Origin of the sequence: Pseudoalteromonas sp. BSi20429 (genome assembly GCF_000238895.1) — a bacterium.
Classification (GTDB): domain Bacteria; phylum Pseudomonadota; class Gammaproteobacteria; order Enterobacterales; family Alteromonadaceae; genus Pseudoalteromonas; species Pseudoalteromonas arctica.
This window is the reverse complement of record NZ_BADV01000087.1, coordinates 1-20,758: the sequence shown is the minus strand read 5'-3', so window position 1 is coordinate 20,758 and position 20,758 is coordinate 1. Positions and strand designations below refer to the sequence as shown.

The window sequence follows — 20,758 nt, the reverse complement described above, 5'->3', positions numbered from 1 at the left end:
ATTATCAACAACTTAAAGACACAATTTTGAATGAGTGTAAAATTACCGCAAAAATAGTTATACAAAAAAGCACTCTTAACTTTACTGTTATCCTCACTCAGTTATCATAGGCGGCAATTAAAACCAATGTGATCACTAATATTCATGAGTTCAGTAAATCTTATTGTCGGCAGCCAAATGGGATCAGCCGAGTATGTTGCAGAGCAATTAAGCGACGCGCTTAATAACCTTGGTATTACTACACAACTACATGATCAACCTGAATTTAGCGATATTGATCAGCAAAATACCATTTGGTTAATCTGCACATCAACTTATGGTGCAGGTGATTACCCTGAAAATCTTATTAGTTTTGTTGAAGATGTAACTCAAGCAGATGATTTATCTGAATTAAAATATTCAGTAATCGCTTTAGGCGACACTAGTTATGATACTTATAACCTAGCAGGACGTAATATAGATGCCTTATTAGCTCAAAAAGGCGCTATAAAGGTAGCAGAACGTTTAGAGCTTAATATTCTCGATGAAGCACTACCAGAAGACACTGCATTAACATGGTTAGACTCTTGGATAGTTCAAACAGGCATAAAATAGATAGATCAAGTAAAAAGTTATATATAAAGTTACCCACAATTTACTAATAATTTAATAGGTTTTGTGGATAAAGATTGAATAAACTGCGTTTTAAAGCATGCTTATCCATGGGATAAGATCCGAGTGATGTAGGCCTGTGCATAAAGTGCTTTTTTGATCAGAGCTTATTCGCCTGATGATCCGATCATATTAACACCTTTAGATCTGATCTAATTTCATGTTTTAAATGAAGATCTAAACCTTATCAACAGAAAAGTCGATCAGTAGTAGTAATAGTAATAAAAGATCTCTTTAAAAGATCCTTTATATTATTAGAGATCACATACTTAGATCTTGCCCTTTGTTTAATCATTTATCTTCTGCCAATTTCTAGGTAGAATACGCTCCCTTTTGAAGTTTACCGGTTTGATTTAAGTAGGATCCCATTAATGATTTTTCACGAAAATTTTGACGTTATCGTAGTAGGTGGTGGACATGCTGGCACTGAAGCCGCATTAGCAGCTGCCCGTATGGGGATGAATACCCTGCTACTGACTCACAATATGGATACCCTTGGTCAAATGTCTTGCAACCCAGCAATTGGTGGGATTGGCAAAGGTCATTTGGTAAAAGAGATCGACGCGCTTGGTGGTGCAATGGCACAGGCCATTGATAAAGGCGGGATCCAATTTCGTACACTAAATTCTTCAAAAGGACCTGCTGTTCGTGCTACTCGAGCACAAGCAGATCGCGCTTTGTACAAAGCGGCTATTCAAACAACATTACAAAACCAAGATAACCTTAAGATTTTTCAACAATCATGTGATGATCTTATTGTTGAAAACGATCGTGTTACTGGCGTAGTAACTCAAATGGGTTTACGTTTTAGTGCACCAAGTGTTGTTTTAACCGTGGGTACTTTTTTAGGCGGCTTAATTCATATTGGTTTAGAAAATTATAAAGGCGGTCGTGCAGGCGATCCTCCTTCAATCGCTTTAGCTGATCGCTTACGTGAACATCCATTTAGAGTTGATCGTTTAAAAACAGGTACACCTCCACGTATTGATGCACGTACTGTTGATTTTACAAAAATGGAAGCACAGCCAGGTGATACACCAACTCCTGTGTTTTCGTTTATGGGTAAACAATCAGATCACCCACAACAGATACCGTGTTACATAACTTACACAAACGAAAAAACACATGATGTTATTCGTAAAAACTTACATCGCTCACCTATGTACTCAGGTGTTATTGAAGGTATTGGTCCACGATACTGCCCTTCAATTGAAGATAAAATTGTTCGTTTTGCAGATAAAGATAAACATCAAATATTTGTTGAACCTGAAGGTTTAACATCATACGAATTATACCCAAATGGTATTTCGACTAGTTTACCGTTTGATGTACAACTTGAAATTGTGCAATCGATTACAGGTTTTGAAAATGCACATATTTGTCGACCTGGTTACGCAATTGAATATGATTACTTTGATCCACGTGATTTAAAACAATCTTTAGAAACTAAATTTATTGAAGGTTTATTTTTTGCGGGTCAAATTAACGGTACTACCGGCTATGAAGAAGCGGGTGCACAAGGCTTAATTGCAGGTATGAATGCTGCACTAAAAGTACAAGGCAAAGATTCTTGGACACCACGTCGTGATGAAGCTTACGTTGGTGTATTAATCGACGACTTAGCAACACTGGGTACAAAAGAACCATACCGCATGTTTACCAGTCGTGCCGAATACCGTTTATTACTTCGTGAAGATAATGCTGATATTCGTTTAACTGAAAAAGGCCGTGAACTAGGTTTAGTTAATGACGAACGCTGGCAGGCATTTAACGAAAAAATGGAAGTAATCGAAAAAGAGAAGCAACGCATTAAAGATACGTGGATTCATAAAGATCACGCCGTTGTAGATCAAGTAAATGCATTACTGAAAACACCGCTTACACGTGAAGCAAGTTTAGAAGAATTACTTCGTCGCCCAGAGATTCGTTATAACGATCTTATGGCTATAGAAGGATTAGGATCTGAATTTACAAACAAAGCGGCACTTGAACAAGTTGAGATCCATACTAAGTACGCAGGTTATATTGCGCGTCAACAAGATGAGATCAACAAACAGCTTCGTCATGAGCAAACAATTTTACCAAAAGAGTTTGATTATAAAACCGTATCTGGTTTGTCAAATGAGGTAGTTGCCAAGCTTATTGAGTCGCGTCCTGACACTATTGGTCAAGCATCGCGTATTTCTGGTATCACCCCAGCGGCGATTTCGCTATTATTAGTGTATCTGAAGAAGCAAGGCTTATTACGCAAATCCGCGTAACGGTAAGGGTACATAGTGTTACAGCAACAATTAACTACATTGTTAGCGCAAACTGATATTGCGCTAACAGAAAAACAACAGCAACAGCTAGTTCGTTACGTCGAGTTATTGAATAAGTGGAATAAGGCTTATAACTTAACCTCAGTACGCTTACCTGAAGAAATGATGATTAAGCATATTATGGATAGCTTAGTTGTTGCGCCTCACTTACCCGGTCATCATTATATTGATGTTGGCACAGGGCCTGGCCTTCCGGGCATTGTATTAGCGATTGCATTACCTAATACACATTTTGTGTTATTAGATAGCTTAGGTAAACGTGTACGATTTTTAATGCATGTTAAACATGAACTTGGTCTTGATAATGTAACCCCGGTTCAGTCAAGAGTTGAAGAATATCAACCAAGTGTTAAATTAGACGGCGTACTAAGTCGTGCTTTTGCTTCATTACAAGATATGGTTGACTGGTGTTCGCACTTAATCGATCATTCGGGTAAATTTATAGCACTAAAAGGCGTGTTCCCTAGCGAAGAGCTAGAGTCACTACCTGCAGGCGTTAAGTTTGAGCAAAAAATTGCATTAGAAGTACCTAATTTAGATGCACAACGACATTTAATTATTCTTTCTAAAGACTAGGGATCAGAGACACCGTGGCAAAAGTCATCGCATTAGCAAATCAAAAAGGTGGAGTGGGTAAAACTACAACCGCTGTAAACCTCGCTGCGTCTATGGCTGCAACGAAACGTAAAGTGCTGTTAATTGATCTCGATCCGCAAGGTAATGCGACTATGGGTAGTGGCGTAGATAAGTATGGCGACGTGCCAACTATTTACGACCTACTTATTGAAGATAAACCTATAGAAGACGTTATCATTAAAGAAACGTCTGGCGAATACCACATGATTGCTGCAAACGGTGATGTAACCGCTGCAGAAGTTAAATTGATGGAATTATTTGCCCGTGAAGTGCGTTTACGTAATGCACTTGAAAAAATTCAGGACCAGTACGAATTTATTTTTATCGACTGTCCACCCTCTCTAAATATGTTAACTGTTAATGCAATGGCCGCAGCTGATTCTATTTTAGTGCCAATGCAGTGTGAGTATTATGCACTTGAAGGGTTAACCGCATTAATGGATACGATTACGCAGCTTGCTAAGTTAGTGAATCCTAGCTTACAAATTGAAGGCATACTTCGTACTATGTACGACCCGCGTAACCGTTTGGCAAATGATGTATCAGAACAATTAAAACAACATTTTGGCGATAAAGTATACCGTACGGTGATCCCGCGTAATGTTCGTTTAGCTGAAGCACCTAGTTTTGGTACTCCTGCTATGTACTATGACCGGGCATCAAGTGGCGCTAAAGCATATTTAGCACTCGCTGGTGAAATGTTACGCAGAAAAGAAAAAACAGCGTCCGTTGTCGCCTAACTTTGAGGTAAAAAAATAACATGTCTGCTAAAAAACGAGGTTTAGGCCGAGGACTCGATGCACTTTTAAGTTCGTCAAAGCCTGCACCGAGCGCAAGCAAGGAACAAGACACATCAAACGTGACTGACGCTGTGCAAAATGCCGCGGCTAATAATAGTGAATTACAAAAACTTCCAATAGAGTTTTTACACTCTGGTAAATACCAACCTCGTAAAGACATGTCTGAAGAGGCGCTAGAAGAGCTTGCTAGTTCTATTCGCTCACAAGGTATTATTCAACCCATTGTTGTGCGCCCTATTGCACACAATAGCTTTGAAATTATTGCTGGTGAGCGTCGTTGGCGCGCAGCGCAAATAGCTAAGCTTGAAACAGTACCTTGTATTATTAAAGATGTACCTGATGAAGCTGCCGTTGCGATTGCACTGATAGAAAATATTCAGCGTGAAGATTTAAATGCCATGGAAGAAGCAGTTGCACTTAATCGTTTACTAATAGAATTTGAATTAACACATCAGCAAGTAGCAGATGCGGTGGGTAAATCACGTACGACTGTAACTAACTTATTGCGTTTAAATAACTTAAATAGTGATGTAAAAATTCTGTTAGAACATGGCGATATTGAAATGGGCCATGCTCGTTGCCTGTTAGCCCTTGAAGGTGAAGCGCAGTCAGATGCTGCTCGTTTAGCTGTAGCTAAAGCATTAACAGTTCGAGAAACTGAAAAGCTCGTACGCTCAATTTTAGAACCTTTACCTGCTAAAGAAATAACCGAAAAAGATCCAGATGTTAAGCAGTTAGAACAACAACTCGCTGAAAATCTAGGTGCTAAAGTAGAGATTAACTACAATAAAAAAGGCAAAGGTAAACTGGTTATTTCGTATACTAACCTAGATGAACTTGACGGCATTTTAAATCGTATCAATCACGACAATACCCACCATTAGTTTTCTACATGTCTAAAAAGGGACATTTGTAGCTATTTCGTGTTACAAAGCATCTACTCAAGTTGCAAAACTGGCAGGATTAAGTATAATTTCGCCAGTTTTCACACCCTAACAATTAGAACGCAATAAAGGTTAACTAAACGTGACTGATAAGTTAGCGAGTCCATATCGACTTGCCGTATTAAAGTTAATTTGCCTTCAGGGTGTTGTAGCATTAGTTGCTGCTGTAATTATTTTTTTTAGTTCGGGAGTCAATGCCTCGCTTTCATCACTCGCTGGTGGAGCTGTAGCAGTACTTCCGCACTTTGTATTTGCACTTTATGCATTCAGATATATGGGTGCAAGTCGAGCAAATCAAGCGTATGCCTCGTTGAAACGCGGCAACGGATTAAAGTTTATGCTAACAATTGTATTGTTTGCGCTAGTACTGAAGCATTTTCCGGTAATTTTATTACCCTTTTTTAGTACTTATATACTGGCGCTCTTTACTGGATTGTTCGCACCCGTTTTTTTTAAACATTAACTTTTGGGATATAACATGGCAGCAGAAGAAGTTACTCTATCTGGCCATATCCAGCACCATTTGACCAATGCTAAGATGTGTTCGACCGATACAGGTCTCGCCTTCAATAAAGCATGTACGGACAGTGGATTCTGGACATGGCATATAGATACCCTTGCATGGTCTATCGGTTTAGGTCTTATATTTTTATGGATCTTTCGTAGTGCCGCTAAAAAATCAACACTAGGTGTACCTGGAAAATTTCAGTGTTTTATTGAAATAATCGTAGAATTTGTTGGTGACAACGTACGCGATACTTTCCATGGTAAAAGCAAGCTTATTGCACCATTAGCCTTAACGATTTTCGTTTGGGTGTTCTTAATGAACTTAATGGATTTAATACCAGTTGATTTCCTTCCAGCATTTGCAGGTTTCGTTGGTGAGACTGCATTTGGTATGGATTCACACGATGTGTACATGAAAATTGTACCAACGACTGACATTAATATGACTTCAGCGCTAGCGCTGGGTGTATTTATACTAATGGTTGGCTTTTCAATCAAAATAAAAGGTATTGGCGGGTTTATTAAAGAGTTAACGCTTCATCCGTTCAGCTCAAATAACATGTTTGTTCAAATTATTTTGATACCATTTAACTTATTACTTGAACTGATTGCACTCGTTTCTAAACCGTTTTCATTAGCACTACGTTTGTTTGGTAACTTATATGCTGGTGAGTTGATTTTCATCTTGATCGGCGCTATCGGTTTTATGCAACTACCGTTGCACTTTGTTTGGGCTGTATTCCATATTCTAGTTATTACATTACAAGCATTCTTATTCATGATGCTTACGATTGTATACCTAAGCATGGCAAGTTCAGATAATCACTAATTTTTAGATTTACAATTTTACTTTTACTTTTAACTTTACAATTGAAACTTTGGAGAAATAAATGGAAGCTTTAGAATTATTAACAGGCTTAAAATACATCGCAGTAGCTTTACTAATCGGTTTTGGTGCAATCGGCACAGCAATCGGTTTTGGTAACATGGGCGGTAAATTCCTTGAAGCATGTGCGCGTCAACCTGAGCTTGCACCTTCGCTACAAGTTAAAATGTTTATCCTTGCTGGTCTAATCGATGCTGTAGCAATGATTGGTGTTGGTATCGCTATGGTATTGTTGTTCGTACTTTAATTTTATTCTTTGAACAGCTTACTATTTAAGGAGGAGCGGTTGTGAATTTAAACGCCACTCTTATCGGTGAATTGATTGCGTTTACGGTGTTCGTATTATTTTGTATGAAATACGTATGGCCACCACTAAACGGTGCAATTGAAGCTCGCCAGAAAAAAATCGAAGATGGTTTAGCTGCCTCTGATAGAGCCGAAAAAGACTTAGAACTTGCGCAAAAGAAAGCTGCTGAACAGCTTAAAGATGCAAAAGCTCAAGCGGCTGATATCATTGATCAAGCTAAAAAGCGTGCAGTGCTAATTGTTGACGAAGAAACACTTCGTGGTCAACAAGAGCGTGAAAGTATCATTGCTCAAGGGCACTCTGAAGTTGAGTCTGAACGTAATCGCATAACAGAAGAACTACGTAAGCAAGTAGCAACTCTGGCAGTGATTGGCGCAGAACGTATTTTAGAGCGTGAAATTAATCAAGCCGCACATAGTGACATCGTTGAAAAACTTGTCGCTGAGCTGTAATTAGGAGGGTATGAGCATGTCTAATTTGACTACTATCGCTCGCCCATACGCTAAAGCGGCTTTTGAACTTGCCGTTGAGAAAGGCACTCTAGAAAGCTGGAATGATATGTTGTTCTTTGCAGGCCATGTAGCCAGCAATGAGCAAGCATCGTCTGTTTTAGCGAGTATGCCTACAGCTACTGCACAAGCTGAATTATTTATTCAACTTTGTGCTGAGCAGCTCAACGAACAAGGTCAGAACCTAGTTAAGGTGATGGCTGAAAATGGACGTTTGACAGCTCTACCTGAAGTTGCACAGTTATTTGCTGAATTTAAAGCAGAATACGATAAAGAAATCGAAGTAGATGTGATTTCTGCAACTCCTCTTGTTGCTGCGCAACAAGAGTCATTGGTAGCGGCACTTGAAAAACGTTTCGCACGCAAAGTTAAGCTGAATTGTAGTGAAGACGCGTCAGTGGTTGGTGGACTTATTATTAGGTCTGGCGACACTGTAATCGACGGTACTATTCGCGGTAAATTAAACCGCTTAGCTACAACACTACAATCGTAATTGGGAAAAAGAGCATGCAACTTAATTCCACTGAAATTTCAGATCTGATCAAACAACGTATTGAGAAGTTCGAAGTTGTAAGTGAAGCTCGTAACGAAGGTACTATTGTATCTGTTACTGACGGTATCATCCGCATCCACGGTCTTGCTGACTGTATGCAAGGTGAAATGATTGAGCTTCCTGGCAGCCGTTATGCTATCGCACTAAACCTTGAGCGCGACTCAATTGGTGCAGTAGTAATGGGTCCGTACGCTGACCTTACTGAAGGCGTAAAAGTATATACAACTGGTCGTATTTTAGAAGTTCCTGTTGGTCCTGGTTTACTTGGTCGTGTTGTAAACACACTAGGTGCTCCAATCGATGGTAAAGGCGCTCTAGATAACGACGGGTTTGAACCTGTAGAAAAAATTGCACCAGGTGTAATCGAGCGTAAATCTGTAGATGAGCCAGTTCAAACTGGTTATAAATCTATTGATGCGATGATTCCAGTTGGTCGTGGTCAACGTGAACTTATCATTGGTGATCGCCAAACAGGTAAAACTGCACTAGCAATCGATGCAATCATCAATCAAAAAGACACAGGCGTTAAGTGTGTGTACGTTGCGATTGGTCAAAAAGCATCTACTATTGCAAACGTAGTTCGTAAATTAGAAGAGCATGGTGCACTAGCAAATACTATCGTAGTTGTTGCATCTGCTTCTGAATCTGCGGCACTTCAGTACTTAGCACCGTTCGCGGGCTGTACTATGGGTGAATACTTCCGTGACCGTGGTGAAAACGCATTAATCGTATATGATGATTTGTCTAAGCAAGCAGTTGCTTACCGTCAAATTTCATTACTACTTAAGCGTCCACCAGGCCGTGAAGCATATCCAGGTGACGTATTCTACCTTCACTCTCGTCTTTTAGAGCGTGCATCGCGTGTAAACGCAGATTACGTTGAAAAGTTCACTAATGGTGAAGTGAAAGGTAAAACTGGTTCATTGACGGCATTGCCAATCATTGAAACTCAAGGCGGCGACGTTTCTGCGTTCGTACCGACTAACGTTATCTCTATCACCGATGGTCAGATCTTCTTAGAAACTGACTTATTCAACTCAGGTATCCGTCCGGCAGTAAATGCTGGTATCTCGGTATCGCGTGTTGGTGGTGCTGCACAAACTAAAATCGTTAAGAAACTAGGTGGCGGTATCCGTCTAGCCCTAGCTCAGTACCGTGAATTAGCTGCGTTTTCGCAGTTCGCGTCTGACCTTGATGATGCAACTCGTGCTCAACTTGAGCATGGTGAGCGTGTAACAGAGCTAATGAAGCAGAAACAGTACGCGCCAATGTCTGTTGCTGATATGTCTTTGTCGTTATTTGCTGCTGAAAAAGGCTTCCTTCAAGACATCGAAATCGCGAAAATCGGTGACTTTGAAGCAGCTTTACTTTCGTATGCAAATAGCACATACGCAGAGCTTGTGGCTCAAATCAATGAAACTGGTAACTTAAATGCCGAGATCGAAGCGCAGCTTAAAGAACTTCTAACGAAGTTCAAGTCTACGCAAACTTGGTAATTTAGTTATTAATGGTGCGCTTTAGGAAACTAAAGCACACCTTGATTCGGAGAGAGAGTCATGGCCAGCGGAAAAGAGATTAAAAGCAAGATCGGGAGTATTAAAAATACTCAAAAGATCACTAGCGCAATGGAAATGGTTGCTGCGTCTAAAATGAAAAGGGCGCAAGAACGCGTTGCTTCAAGCCGTCCATACGCTGACAAATTACGTGAAGTAATTGGTCGTGTTGCTCAAGCAAATCTTGATTTTACTCACCCGTTCTTAAAAGATCGTGAAGTGAAACGAGTTGGTTATATTGTTATCTCTACAGACCGTGGTCTGTGTGGCGGTCTAAACTCAAACGAGTTTAAGAAAGTTGCACTTGATGTTAAAGCGTGGAAAGAAAAAGGTGTTGATGCTGAATTTGCTACTTTAGGTAGTAAAGCAGCTGGCTTCTTTCAACGTTTTGGTGGTCAACTACTCGCTAAAAAAGCGGGCCTAGGAGATAAACCTTCAGTACAAGACGTTATTGGTCCTGTAAAAGTTATGCTTGATGCATTTTCTGAAGGCAAAATAGACCGTTTATTCTTGGTATATAACAAATTCGTTAATACCATGAGGCAAGAGCCAATTATAGATCAGTTACTCCCTTTGCCAAAAGCTGAAGAAGAAGTATCTGCTCACACATGGGATTACTTATACGAGCCAAATCCAGAGGCTATTTTAGAGTCTTTGTTAGTACGCTTTATTGAGTCTCAAGCATACCAAGGTGTGGTAGAAAATGCTGCCTCTGAACAGGCTGCTCGTATGGTTGCAATGAAAGCTGCAACTGATAACGCAGGTGACCTTATGGACGAGCTACAGCTTGTTTATAACAAGGCTCGCCAAGCAGCAATCACACAAGAAATTAGTGAGATTTGTTCTGGCTCAGCAGCAGTTTAATGCTTCGGGTAAAGATTAACGAGAGGAATAGACATGAGTTTAGGTAAGGTCGTCCAAATTATCGGCGCCGTTGTGGATATTGAATTTCCACAAGATAGCGTGCCAGCGGTATACCACGCACTAAGAGTAACAGATGGCGATTTAGCTGGTTTGACTCTAGAAGTTCAACAACAGCTAGGTGGCGGTGTAGTGCGTACTATCGCTATGGGTACTACTGATGGTTTACGTCGTAGTGCTTTAGTTATGAATACAGGTGAATCGATTCAAGTTCCAGTTGGTAAAGCAACACTTGGTCGTATCATGAACGTACTTGGTGAGCCAATCGATGAAGCGGGTCCAATCGGCGAAGAAGACCGTATGTCTATTCACCGTGCAGCACCTTCATACGAAGAGCAATCAAGTTCAGTTGAACTTTTAGAAACTGGTATCAAGGTTATCGACCTTGTATGTCCGTTTGCTAAAGGTGGTAAAGTTGGTTTATTCGGTGGTGCCGGTGTTGGTAAAACTGTAAACATGATGGAACTTATCCGTAACATCGCAATCGAGCACAGCGGCTACTCAGTATTCGCAGGTGTTGGTGAGCGTACACGTGAGGGTAACGATTTCTACCATGAGATGAACGATTCAAACGTACTTGATAAAGTATCGCTTGTATACGGTCAGATGAACGAGCCTCCTGGTAACCGTTTACGCGTAGCGTTAACTGGTCTTACTATGGCTGAAAAGTTCCGTGATGAAGGTCGCGATGTACTTTTCTTCGTAGATAACATCTACCGTTATACTCTTGCTGGTACAGAAGTATCTGCACTACTTGGTCGTATGCCATCAGCGGTAGGTTACCAGCCTACACTTGCTGAAGAAATGGGTGTGCTTCAAGAGCGTATCGCTTCTACTAAGACGGGTTCAATTACATCAATCCAAGCGGTATACGTACCTGCGGATGATTTAACGGATCCATCTCCAGCAACTACCTTTGCTCACTTAGACGCAACAGTAGTACTTTCACGTGATATCGCGTCACTTGGTATCTACCCAGCGGTAGACCCACTTGATTCATCTTCACGTCAACTTGACCCACAAGTAATTGGTCAAGAGCACTACGATACAGCACGTGGCGTTCAAACAGTTCTTCAGCGTTATAAAGAACTTAAAGACATCATTGCAATCCTAGGTATGGACGAGCTTTCTGACGAAGATAAGCAACTTGTATCTCGTGCACGTAAAATCCAACGTTTCCTATCTCAGCCATTCTTCGTGGCAGAGGTGTTTACAGGCGCGTCTGGTAAATACGTATCACTAAAAGATACAATTTCTGGCTTTAAAGGCATCTTAAACGGTGAATTTGATGATATGCCAGAGCAAGCGTTCTACATGGTTGGCTCTATCGAAGAAGCTCAAGAAAAAGCCAAAGGCATGTAACTAGGAGGGTAGTATGACAGCTATGACTGTACATCTTGACGTAGTAAGCGCAGAGCAGAGTTTGTTCTCTGGTCTTGTTGAATCGATTCAAGTATCTGGTAGTGAAGGCGAGCTGGGTGTAAACCTAGGCCATGCTCCACTACTAACTGCCCTTAAACCTGGTATGGTACGTTTAGTTAAGCAATTTGGTCACGAAGATGTGATATATGTTGCTGGCGGTACATTAGAAGTTCAACCAAATCACATCACGATTCTTGCAGATACTGCGGTTCGTGGTGAAGATTTAGATGAAGATTCTGTACAAAAGGCTAAACGTGAAGCTGAAGAACATATGGCGAATTCGTCAGCTGTTGAGTTTGATTATCAGCAAGCGGCTACGCGACTGGCAGAAGCAGTTGCTCAGTTACGCGTAATTCAGCAATTACGTCACAAGTAAGCCTATCCGGTTTGTAAAAAGCCCACTCTAAGTGGGCTTTTTTGTGCCTGAAGAGATGACACTGAAACACTAAACTGTTAACCTTCAGTTAATGGAGTGTAGTGGTTTATTGTGAAAATCAAGCAACGAATAGACTGCTATAAGGATATAAAGTAAGTGAAAAAATGAAACAAGCAGAGTTTTCTGATTCAGTAGTAGAAGTCAAATTTGGTGCTTGGTGTTTAAATATAAAGCGGCAAATAATTAGTGATGGCACTGTAGAAAAAGAGTTAGAGCCACTACTGTACAAAATTTTAAGTTACCTTATCTTAAATCAAAACATGATTATTACCCGCGAAAATCTAATTGAAGATGTTTGGTGTCAGACTTATGTTGACGATAACGCCATTAATCGAGCTATTTCAGAACTTCGCAAAATATTAAAATCGCCGCAACAAAGCGAGCTAGTAGTAAAAACCCATTATCGTAAAGGATATAGTTTTGTTCCTAGCGTTGAATTTATTGGAAGCGAATACCAAAACCTCCCCATAGATAACCTTAATAAACCAGATGTAATAAAAAAAGCAAAACCTGTAATAAATAAAACTCGCTTAAGGGCGTTCCTACTACTTTTATTAGTTAGTATCCTGTTAATTTCTTTTATTTGGCCAGTCAAAAATCGTGAAGTAAAAACAACTTACAAAGACTACCAAGAAGAGGTTTTATCAATGAAAGATGGAACCCATAGTTTTCTTGTACTTTCACCTAATGAAAAGAACTTAGCGTTTATTGTTTCAAAAAATGAAGGGCTAGAGTCTTATTTAATCAATAAAGATCTTATTACAGGCAGAGAAAAGGTATTATTTAAAATAGGATATGAATTAACTCCAGTTGGTTGGTCATATAATAATAGTGATATTATTTATAGACAGAATAGTGGCAAGAAAGACTGCCAAGTGTTTATTATTGATAGTAATTTTATAGGTGAAGCAAAGCATTTGTTTGATTGTAATAATTTACCTTTTTTTGGTGAAGGGGTTAATAATACGAATTTTGTATATTCCAAACTTGGTTACCGTAATCGGGATGAGCTTGCTGTATTGATGAATCGTAACCTCATAACGGGTGAAGAGTATCAAATAAGCTCTCCCAATTTAAATTCTTACGGTGATAAATTTCTGGCTCATATAGAAGATAAAAATAAGGTGGTTTTCGAGCGCCATCAATTTGGTTTTAGTGAATTGTACATTGCAGATACTGAAGGCGGAGCTCAAACTCACCTTTATACGACCAAAAATCGTATCTGGTCATTAAACTACGATCAAAAATCGAACTCATTACTTTGGTACGATAATGTTGATAATATTCTTTATCAGTACTCCCTCGTTAGTCAAAAATTACTTCGAAAAGTATCTATGCAGGGAGTTTCAGGTTATTCAACTACGTTACCTTTGAGCCCAAGTGAAATGCTAGCGACACAATACCCATACACCCGCCACATTTATCAACTCAGTTTAGATGCCCTTAATTTAGAAGATATTGCACCGGAAAATATAAATACATTCAACGCTCAGAACACTAATAATGGATATATTTATTATTTACTTAATGATGCACAAATAAAAAGGTTAGCTGTTTTAGATACTGCTACGGGTACTGTGAGTATTAAATCAAACATTATTGATTTTTCAATAATGAAAGTTTCAAGTGATGGGGAAGAGCTATTAGCATTAAAGAGCAATGTAATTGATATCCGCGACACTGCTGAGTTAAGTTTAAAAGATACTATTACAGTTGATGGTAATATTGTAAATGTAGAGTATTTGAATAACAAAAATATAGGCTACATTTTGCGGGGTGATACAGCTACCAGTAACACGGCTTACCTATATGATAGGGCTACCAAAAAAAGTATGTTGCTACCAATTAGCAATCCAGTGTGGTTTGAGCAACTTTCAACCTCAAAGTTTATATTCCTTTCTGCGCAAAATAAGTTACAGATTTTTGATAGTTGGAATAATTTGATAACCCATGAATTTGAATTAAACTCTGTTCTATACAAGCATTCATTTGCACTTAATGATAATAAACTTTTTCATTCTGATGGCTCTAATATCTATTTATATGATTTGAATTTAGGCTTTAAAGCGAATGCTGAGCTTATTTACACATTAAAGGTTGGTTTGATAACACAGCTAAGCTATGCAAAAGAGCTTGGTACTCTAGCCTTTACCACTATTACTATTAACAATAATAAGCTAGTAAAAGCTATAGAAGTGCCTAAGTAAGCTTTATTGAGTTTTTTACTTTTTAATTTAATAAGAATGAAAGCACTATAACGATAATTTCACTTATATCCTTCACCAATCCTCGCTACAATAACGTCATCCAATTAAGTGTGTTTTTTCAGTCAAGATTCAGTACTAATAAACTAACCTACTGAGTATTTGCACAAGAAGTGATTTACGTAATTTTCTGATCAAACATAAGACTTATTTAGCTAAAACAACGAAAAAAGGAAATTGTTTTAATGGCTCTAACAACTATTATTCTTGCTGCGGGTAAAGGTACTCGTATGCGCTCTGCTTTACCTAAAGTTTTGCACAAAGTTGCAGGTAAACCAATGGTGCAGCACGTTATTGATAATGCGATGGCATTGGGTGCAACGACTACAAACCTAGTTTACGGACACGGCGGCGAACTATTACAACAACAACTTGCCGATAACAATGTAAATTGGGTACTTCAAGCTGAACAACTTGGTACTGGCCACGCAGTAGCGCAAGCCAACTCTCATGTTAATGATGAAGACACGGTATTAATTTTATACGGTGATGTACCACTAACAAAACAATCAACACTAGAGCGTTTATTAGCCGCAACACCTAAAAATGGTTTAGCGGTATTAACGGTAAATTTGGTAAACCCAAATGGCTATGGTCGAATGCTTCGTGCCGGTGGTAAGTTAGTTGGTATTGTTGAGCAAAAAGATTCAAGCCCAGAGCAGTTACTTATTAACGAAGTAAATACAGGCATTATGGCTGTTAACGGTAAGCTATTAAAAACATGGTTAGGTAACTTATCTAACAATAATGCACAAGGCGAGTACTACTTAACAGATATCGTTGCAATGGCTCACAGTGAAGGCGTAGAAATCACTTCAGCTCAGCCAGACCATGCAATGGAAGTTGAGGGCGCAAATAACCGCGTACAACTTGCAGGCTTAGAGCGCGCTTACCAAGCATGGCAATCAGAAGAGTTAATGTTAAATGGCGCAACACTTGCTGACCCTGCGCGTATTGATGTGCGAGGAACAGTTACCACCGGTGAAGATGTACTTATCGACGTAAACGTTATTTTTGAAGGCACGGTCACGCTTGGTAATAATGTACAAATAGGTCCTAACTGTGTCCTTAAAAATTGTAGTATTGGTGATAACGTTATTATTAAAGCTAATACACTGATTGAAGATGCCACAGTTGCAGATAAGTGTACGCTTGGTCCTTATGCTCGCCTTCGCCCAGGCGCTGTAATGGAAGAAGACTCACACATTGGTAACTTTGTTGAGATGAAAAAAACCCGTCTAGGTAAAGGCTCTAAAGCCAACCACTTAAGTTATTTAGGTGATGCTGAAATTGGCGAAAAAGTGAATATTGGCGCTGGCACTATTACCTGTAACTACGATGGTGTTAACAAAGCAAAAACTATTATTGGCGATAATGCCTTTATTGGTTCTAATTCATCACTCGTTGCCCCAGTAAATATAGGCGCAACTGCAACAATTGGTGCAGGCTCTGTGATCACCAGTACCGTTGAAGATGACCAATTAGCAATTGCACGCTCTAAACAGCGTAATTTAACTGGTTGGAAACGCCCAGTTAAAAAATGACAATAGAGGCTACTTAGGTAGCCTTTTTTATTTTAGTTGAAGTTTAAATTGCTCTTTATAGCGTCTAGACAAGTTAAGTACTTTACCTGTAGTTAATTTTATTTCACTGTCGCCACTGGGTAGTGGTGTAATAGACTCCACTTTATCGAGTTTTACGCCATGGCTGCGGTGAATTCTACAAAACCCCTGCACTTCAAGTTGTTTACTTAATGCTGTAAGCGTTGCCCTTAACGGATATATACGTGAGCCTATATGTAGGTTTACATAATTACCCGACGATTCAAGCCAATCAACATCCTCTATTTTTATAATGAATTCTTTTCCGAGCTTTTTAACTAATAGGCGGTTTATGGTCGATGTTGTTTGCTGCTCACTTTCTTCAATTGAAGAGGCTTCACCTAGTAACTGCTGCACCACATATTGATATACTTTGATAAGTACGATGAAAAACACAAAGCTTATAGCGTCTTTCTGGTATTCATAAATAAGCTCAAACCAGCTAAGTCCAAAGTTGTAAGACCCATCATTCAACAAATATATGAATTTACGAACCCCTACCATAATACCAACGTGTAACACGCTAAATATAATAGAGGCACCAAAGTACATACCTAATGAGGCCGTAATATTTTGCCAATTAAAAGATAAGTGTCTTAAAAACCAAATTAAAATAGGGAATATAAGCAAAGTACTCAAGGCACTTGAATACTCCCAAACAAATGGCTCCCACATTAAAAAAGTTAAAGCCCCTTCTCTTTGGGCTTCCATTATTTGGGTTGTAGCGTTTACTGTATTATTAATTAATACGTAAGCACACAGTAATACTGATGCGTAAATGCTTTGAAAACGTTGAAAGTGCTGTAGGTTCATAAATGTATGCTTATTGCTGACGTGGCACGCTTATCCCTGTATACCACCTTTTATCACTATTGCTTGTAATATAAGCACTTATAGATAGTTTTAGCGAGATCTTTAGGTATGAATAACGCATAACATACATAAAGTAGTAAAAGCATGAGCACTCAAGTACAACAACCTTCATTAGTTAATTCGCGTAAATATTATCTTGATTGGCTTAGGGTAATCGCATTTGCGTCGCTAATTTTTTATCACATTGGCATGTTGTATAGCGAAAACTGGGGATTTCATTTTAAAAGTAATTATACATCACAGTATGTTGAATATTTAATGTTGGTGTTTTCACCTTGGCGCATGTTGCTCATTTGGTTTATTTCGGGCGTAGCACTGCGTTTTATGATTGATAAAGTAAGCAGCTTTAAATCTTGGTTACATTTCACCTTATACCGTTCTATTTTTTTACTATTACCCTTGCTGGTGGGACTATGGCTAATAGTGCCTTTACAGCTGTTTGCAGAAATGTCACAGCACGGTGTTATTGATATTAGCTATTGGCAATTTTATTTAGCTTTTATAGAGACAAACAATACGCTTTTTATTAATTATCAGTCTGGAGTGTGGCCGAATGTGGATGTAAATCACTTATGGTATTTGCGCTCGTTGTGGCAATTTATGCTGATCATTATCGTTTTAACTCTTTTTGCACGCTTGCCTTTTCTTACGCCTTTAAAAACATTTGTTAAAGGGGATATGTCATTTGGGCTTTTAATTACCTTGCTCACTATTGCCGTACTATTTACAAGCCATTACTTAACTGGCGATTCAATCAGAGAGACTAACGGCTTAATACTGCTACTCGCAGGATACATACTTGCCAAAAAACACTTACTTTTGGAACTGCTTAAATAAAAACTTGGTATTACTAGCTTTGAGTTTTGCGGTTTTGTTTGTACTTATAATATTAAGTTATCAGAAGGTGTTTACTCTTCCTCATTTTATTTTAAGCGCTAGCTACAATATTCAACGTGTTGTAGGTGTATTTTTTGTACTCGCGTTTGCTCACCGATTTTTAAATTTTAATACTTACTATTTAAAACAGCTCAATGTATGGGTGTTTCCCTTTTATTTATTGCATCAAAGCATTTTGATTATTTTGTGTTTTTTACTACAGCCTTTAAGTTTAGGGCCTGTTGCTGAACCATTCATCATTATTACAGGGACTTGGTCTTTTTGCGGTGTTATTACATGGGGTATTACACGTATTGATGTACTTAGACCTTTGCTAGGGGTTGCAATTAAACGAGATTATTCCCCGACTGTAAAAATTCTTGGTTATACGGCCGCTTTAATTTTAATAACTCCGCTAGCGTATAAGCTAATTACTTAGGCTGAGGGGCTGTATTAAAACTGCCATAATCTTGTCATGCCTGTGTGTTGATATTTAGCAAATACAATACTAAGGAAAATTACATGTTTAAAAAATCAATTATTGCGCTGTCACTTATATCTGTTCTTACTGGTTGCTCACTTGATGGTGACGATGGTCAAAACGGCTCTCAAGGATTACAGGGAGAACAAGGCACAGGTGGGACTAATGGGTTAAATGGTATAAATGCCAATTCAGCATTAAATATTAACCTTGTGGGTAGAGGTGTATTAAATGCACAAAGCCCAGAAGGTGCAGCTGAAATAGTTGCATATCAAGCATCTAAAAAATGGATTTACGCTATTAACAGTTCAGGTGAGGACGCTGTTGTTAATATTTTACCCGCCGACACCTTTGATACTGCCGCACTCGTTAAAGATAACGAAGGGGTTATAAACGGCACAAATTTAACATCCGTTATTACGTTGCCTTTAAACGAGTTCACCCAAGGCGATGCAAACAGCATTGCTATTGATGAAAATAACAATCTACTTGCAGTGGCAATGGCTGCTGAAAGCACGGGTGATACAGGTCAAATTGCTTTTTACGATATAAGCGGCGACTCACCTGTATTTATTAAAAATGTTACAGTCGGATTTTTACCAGACATGGTGACGTTCACCCATGATGGCGCAAAAGCAGTGGTTGCTAACGAAGGTGAACCAAGTGATGACTACAGCGTAGATCCTGAAGGTTCTATTAGTATTATCGATATAACAAATAATGTAATAGCCGATACAGCAATAAATATTGATTTTAAAGCCTATAACAACAAACAAACCGAACTAGAAGCGCAAGGGGTAGTTTTTGCAAACCCAAATGGTCGTACTATTAACGGTAATCTAATAAATACCACAGTAGCTATGGATTTAGAGCCCGAGTACGTTAGCATTTCTAAAGATAACAAATATGCTTATGTATCTATTCAAGAAAATAATGCACTTGCAATAGTTAACCTACAAGACAACAGTCTTGAGCTAAAGGGCTTAGGCTTTAAAGATTGGTCAAGCTTACAACTTGATGCCTCAGATAAAGACGGCGGCGTTAATTTTAAATCATACCCAGGGCTCTATGGTATGTACCAGCCCGATACTATCTCAAGCTTTAGTTGGAAAGGCGCTAACTTTATAGTCACTGCCAACGAAGGTGACGCAAGAGAATACTTTTTTGATACAACGAATGAAGCAGACTGTATAGCAAAGGGCGGACTTGATTACGATAAAGACGATGGCTGCTTAGCTTATATAGATGAAAGCCGCGTTGAAGACTTAACTCTTGCTGCTAATTTTGATTACTTAAATAATGACGATAATGATATTGGTCGCTTAAAAGTAACAACAATAAAAGGCGATACCAATAACGACGGACAATACGAATCGCTTTACGGCTATGGCGCACGTTCTTTTACTATTTGGGATAGCAATGGGCTGGTGGTTTTTGATTCAGGTGACGATATAGCACGTATAACAGCATCTGTGCATGGTGAATCATTTAACAACAATGAAGATGAAAACAAAGGTGACTCACGTTCAGATGATAAAGGCGCAGAGCCTGAAGCGCTGACTATTGGTAAAATTGACGATCGTACATTTGCTTTTGTTGGATTAGAACGTATGGGCGGTATTATGGTTTACGACATTACTAATCCATACAATGTGCAATTTGAAGACTACTTCTATAATAGAGGCTTAATTAAAGGAGCGAATATTACAGGCGATTTGGCACCTGAAGGAATGGTATTCGTTTCAGCAGAGCAAAGTGCAACAGGAAATCCACTCTTAATTGTTGGAAATGAAATATCAGGCTCTATTGCCGTATGGGAAATAGCATCTAAATAAATCTTTAATTTTAAATAAAGCTGTGTGTTGTTTGTTTAACATACAGCTTAGTTTAAACCTTACTAATACATCATCAATTGATACATAAATTATGAGTGTTTTTTAAACTAAAAGTATCCTGCAGCCCTTTATTTGTATAGCTTTCATACTAAATTCATTTAATTGTCAAAAAGCTGAAATAAAACATTGACCCCCGCTCGAATCTCCCTATAATGCGACCCCACTGAGACAGGAAACGCCAACGCATAGCGAGGCACGAACTACTCAGAGAGTTAAGTAAAACTTCGGTTTTAAATCTTCTAAAAAGAAAGTTTAAAACTAAGTGTTGACTCGAAAAATAAAGGGTGTATTATTCGCATCCCTTGAGGCGCTAAAGCGGCTC

The 20,758-nt window shown here is 38.9% G+C and carries 20 protein-coding genes; 19 read left to right on the top strand and 1 reads right to left on the bottom strand.

The window, feature by feature from the left end:
- Positions 1-144: 144 nt before the first annotated feature.
- The 16 genes from mioC (at position 145) to glmU (ending at position 16,254) form a co-directional block, all read left to right on the top strand.
- Positions 145-594 carry an FMN-binding protein MioC gene (gene mioC / locus P20429_RS03515; RefSeq protein ID WP_007585993.1) on the top strand — a complete coding sequence of 150 codons (450 nt, stop codon included), beginning with the start codon at positions 145-147 and terminating at the stop codon, positions 592-594.
- Positions 595-1,022: 428 nt separating this feature from the next.
- A complete protein-coding gene (gene mnmG / locus P20429_RS03520; RefSeq protein WP_007585991.1) occupies positions 1,023-2,912 on the top strand; it encodes a tRNA uridine-5-carboxymethylaminomethyl(34) synthesis enzyme MnmG in 1,890 nt (629 codons plus the stop codon).
- Positions 2,913-2,927: 15 nt separating this feature from the next.
- The gene (rsmG, locus tag P20429_RS03525) at positions 2,928-3,548 is read left to right on the top strand and encodes a 16S rRNA (guanine(527)-N(7))-methyltransferase RsmG (protein ID WP_007585988.1); all 621 of its coding nucleotides are present in this window, start codon (positions 2,928-2,930) and stop codon (positions 3,546-3,548) included.
- 14 nt (positions 3,549-3,562) lie between these two features.
- Positions 3,563-4,348 (top strand): ParA family protein, encoded by a 786-nt coding sequence (locus P20429_RS03530; RefSeq protein WP_004335235.1) that lies wholly within the window; start codon positions 3,563-3,565, stop codon positions 4,346-4,348.
- Between the two features lie 20 nt (positions 4,349-4,368).
- Positions 4,369-5,292, top strand: a complete 924-nt coding sequence (locus P20429_RS03535; protein WP_007585985.1) for a ParB/RepB/Spo0J family partition protein — start codon at positions 4,369-4,371, stop codon at positions 5,290-5,292.
- 142 nt (positions 5,293-5,434) lie between these two features.
- The gene (locus P20429_RS03540; protein ID WP_007585983.1) at positions 5,435-5,815 is read left to right on the top strand and encodes an ATP synthase subunit I; all 381 of its coding nucleotides are present in this window, start codon (positions 5,435-5,437) and stop codon (positions 5,813-5,815) included.
- Positions 5,816-5,830: 15 nt separating this feature from the next.
- Entirely contained in the window at positions 5,831-6,688 is an 858-nt protein-coding gene (atpB, locus tag P20429_RS03545) for a F0F1 ATP synthase subunit A (protein WP_004335244.1), read from the top strand.
- Positions 6,689-6,749: 61 nt separating this feature from the next.
- Positions 6,750-6,992 (top strand): F0F1 ATP synthase subunit C, encoded by a 243-nt coding sequence (gene atpE / locus P20429_RS03550; protein ID WP_007585980.1) that lies wholly within the window; start codon positions 6,750-6,752, stop codon positions 6,990-6,992.
- Between the two features lie 41 nt (positions 6,993-7,033).
- Positions 7,034-7,504: a F0F1 ATP synthase subunit B gene (gene atpF, locus P20429_RS03555; protein WP_004335264.1), complete on the top strand. Its 471-nt coding sequence runs from the start codon at positions 7,034-7,036 to the stop codon at positions 7,502-7,504.
- Between the two features lie 16 nt (positions 7,505-7,520).
- A complete protein-coding gene (gene atpH, locus P20429_RS03560) occupies positions 7,521-8,054 on the top strand; it encodes a F0F1 ATP synthase subunit delta (protein WP_007585978.1) in 534 nt (177 codons plus the stop codon).
- A 14-nt stretch (positions 8,055-8,068) separates the two neighbouring features.
- The gene (gene atpA / locus P20429_RS03565) at positions 8,069-9,610 is read left to right on the top strand and encodes a F0F1 ATP synthase subunit alpha (protein ID WP_007585976.1); all 1,542 of its coding nucleotides are present in this window, start codon (positions 8,069-8,071) and stop codon (positions 9,608-9,610) included.
- Between the two features lie 60 nt (positions 9,611-9,670).
- Positions 9,671-10,531, top strand: a complete 861-nt coding sequence (atpG, locus tag P20429_RS03570; RefSeq protein WP_007585974.1) for a F0F1 ATP synthase subunit gamma — start codon at positions 9,671-9,673, stop codon at positions 10,529-10,531.
- Positions 10,532-10,564: 33 nt separating this feature from the next.
- Positions 10,565-11,950 (top strand): F0F1 ATP synthase subunit beta, encoded by a 1,386-nt coding sequence (atpD, locus tag P20429_RS03575; protein ID WP_007585971.1) that lies wholly within the window; start codon positions 10,565-10,567, stop codon positions 11,948-11,950.
- Between the two features lie 13 nt (positions 11,951-11,963).
- The gene (locus P20429_RS03580) at positions 11,964-12,386 is read left to right on the top strand and encodes a F0F1 ATP synthase subunit epsilon (RefSeq protein ID WP_007377666.1); all 423 of its coding nucleotides are present in this window, start codon (positions 11,964-11,966) and stop codon (positions 12,384-12,386) included.
- 164 nt (positions 12,387-12,550) lie between these two features.
- Entirely contained in the window at positions 12,551-14,653 is a 2,103-nt protein-coding gene (locus P20429_RS03585; RefSeq protein WP_007585968.1) for a winged helix-turn-helix domain-containing protein, read from the top strand.
- A gap of 242 nt (positions 14,654-14,895) precedes the next feature.
- Positions 14,896-16,254, top strand: coding sequence for a bifunctional UDP-N-acetylglucosamine diphosphorylase/glucosamine-1-phosphate N-acetyltransferase GlmU (gene glmU, locus P20429_RS03590; protein ID WP_007585967.1), 1,359 nt, complete (start codon positions 14,896-14,898; stop codon positions 16,252-16,254).
- Positions 16,255-16,281: 27 nt separating this feature from the next.
- Here glmU and P20429_RS03595 read toward each other — a convergent pair whose 3' ends face one another.
- Positions 16,282-17,124, bottom strand: coding sequence for a LytTR family DNA-binding domain-containing protein (locus tag P20429_RS03595; protein ID WP_007585965.1), 843 nt, complete (start codon positions 17,122-17,124; stop codon positions 16,282-16,284).
- 144 nt (positions 17,125-17,268) lie between these two features.
- On the opposite strand from P20429_RS03595, the gene P20429_RS20915 reads away from it, so the two are divergent.
- The 3 genes from P20429_RS20915 (at position 17,269) to P20429_RS03600 (ending at position 20,376) form a co-directional block, all read left to right on the top strand.
- Positions 17,269-18,021, top strand: a complete 753-nt coding sequence (locus tag P20429_RS20915; RefSeq protein ID WP_007585963.1) for an acyltransferase family protein — start codon at positions 17,269-17,271, stop codon at positions 18,019-18,021.
- Positions 17,984-18,499 (top strand): hypothetical protein, encoded by a 516-nt coding sequence (locus P20429_RS20910; RefSeq protein ID WP_007585961.1) that lies wholly within the window; start codon positions 17,984-17,986, stop codon positions 18,497-18,499. Before P20429_RS20915 ends, P20429_RS20910 begins: the two co-directional genes overlap by 38 nt.
- Positions 18,500-18,582: 83 nt before the next feature.
- Positions 18,583-20,376: a choice-of-anchor I family protein gene (locus tag P20429_RS03600; protein ID WP_007585960.1), complete on the top strand. Its 1,794-nt coding sequence runs from the start codon at positions 18,583-18,585 to the stop codon at positions 20,374-20,376.
- Positions 20,377-20,758: the final 382 nt, after the last annotated feature.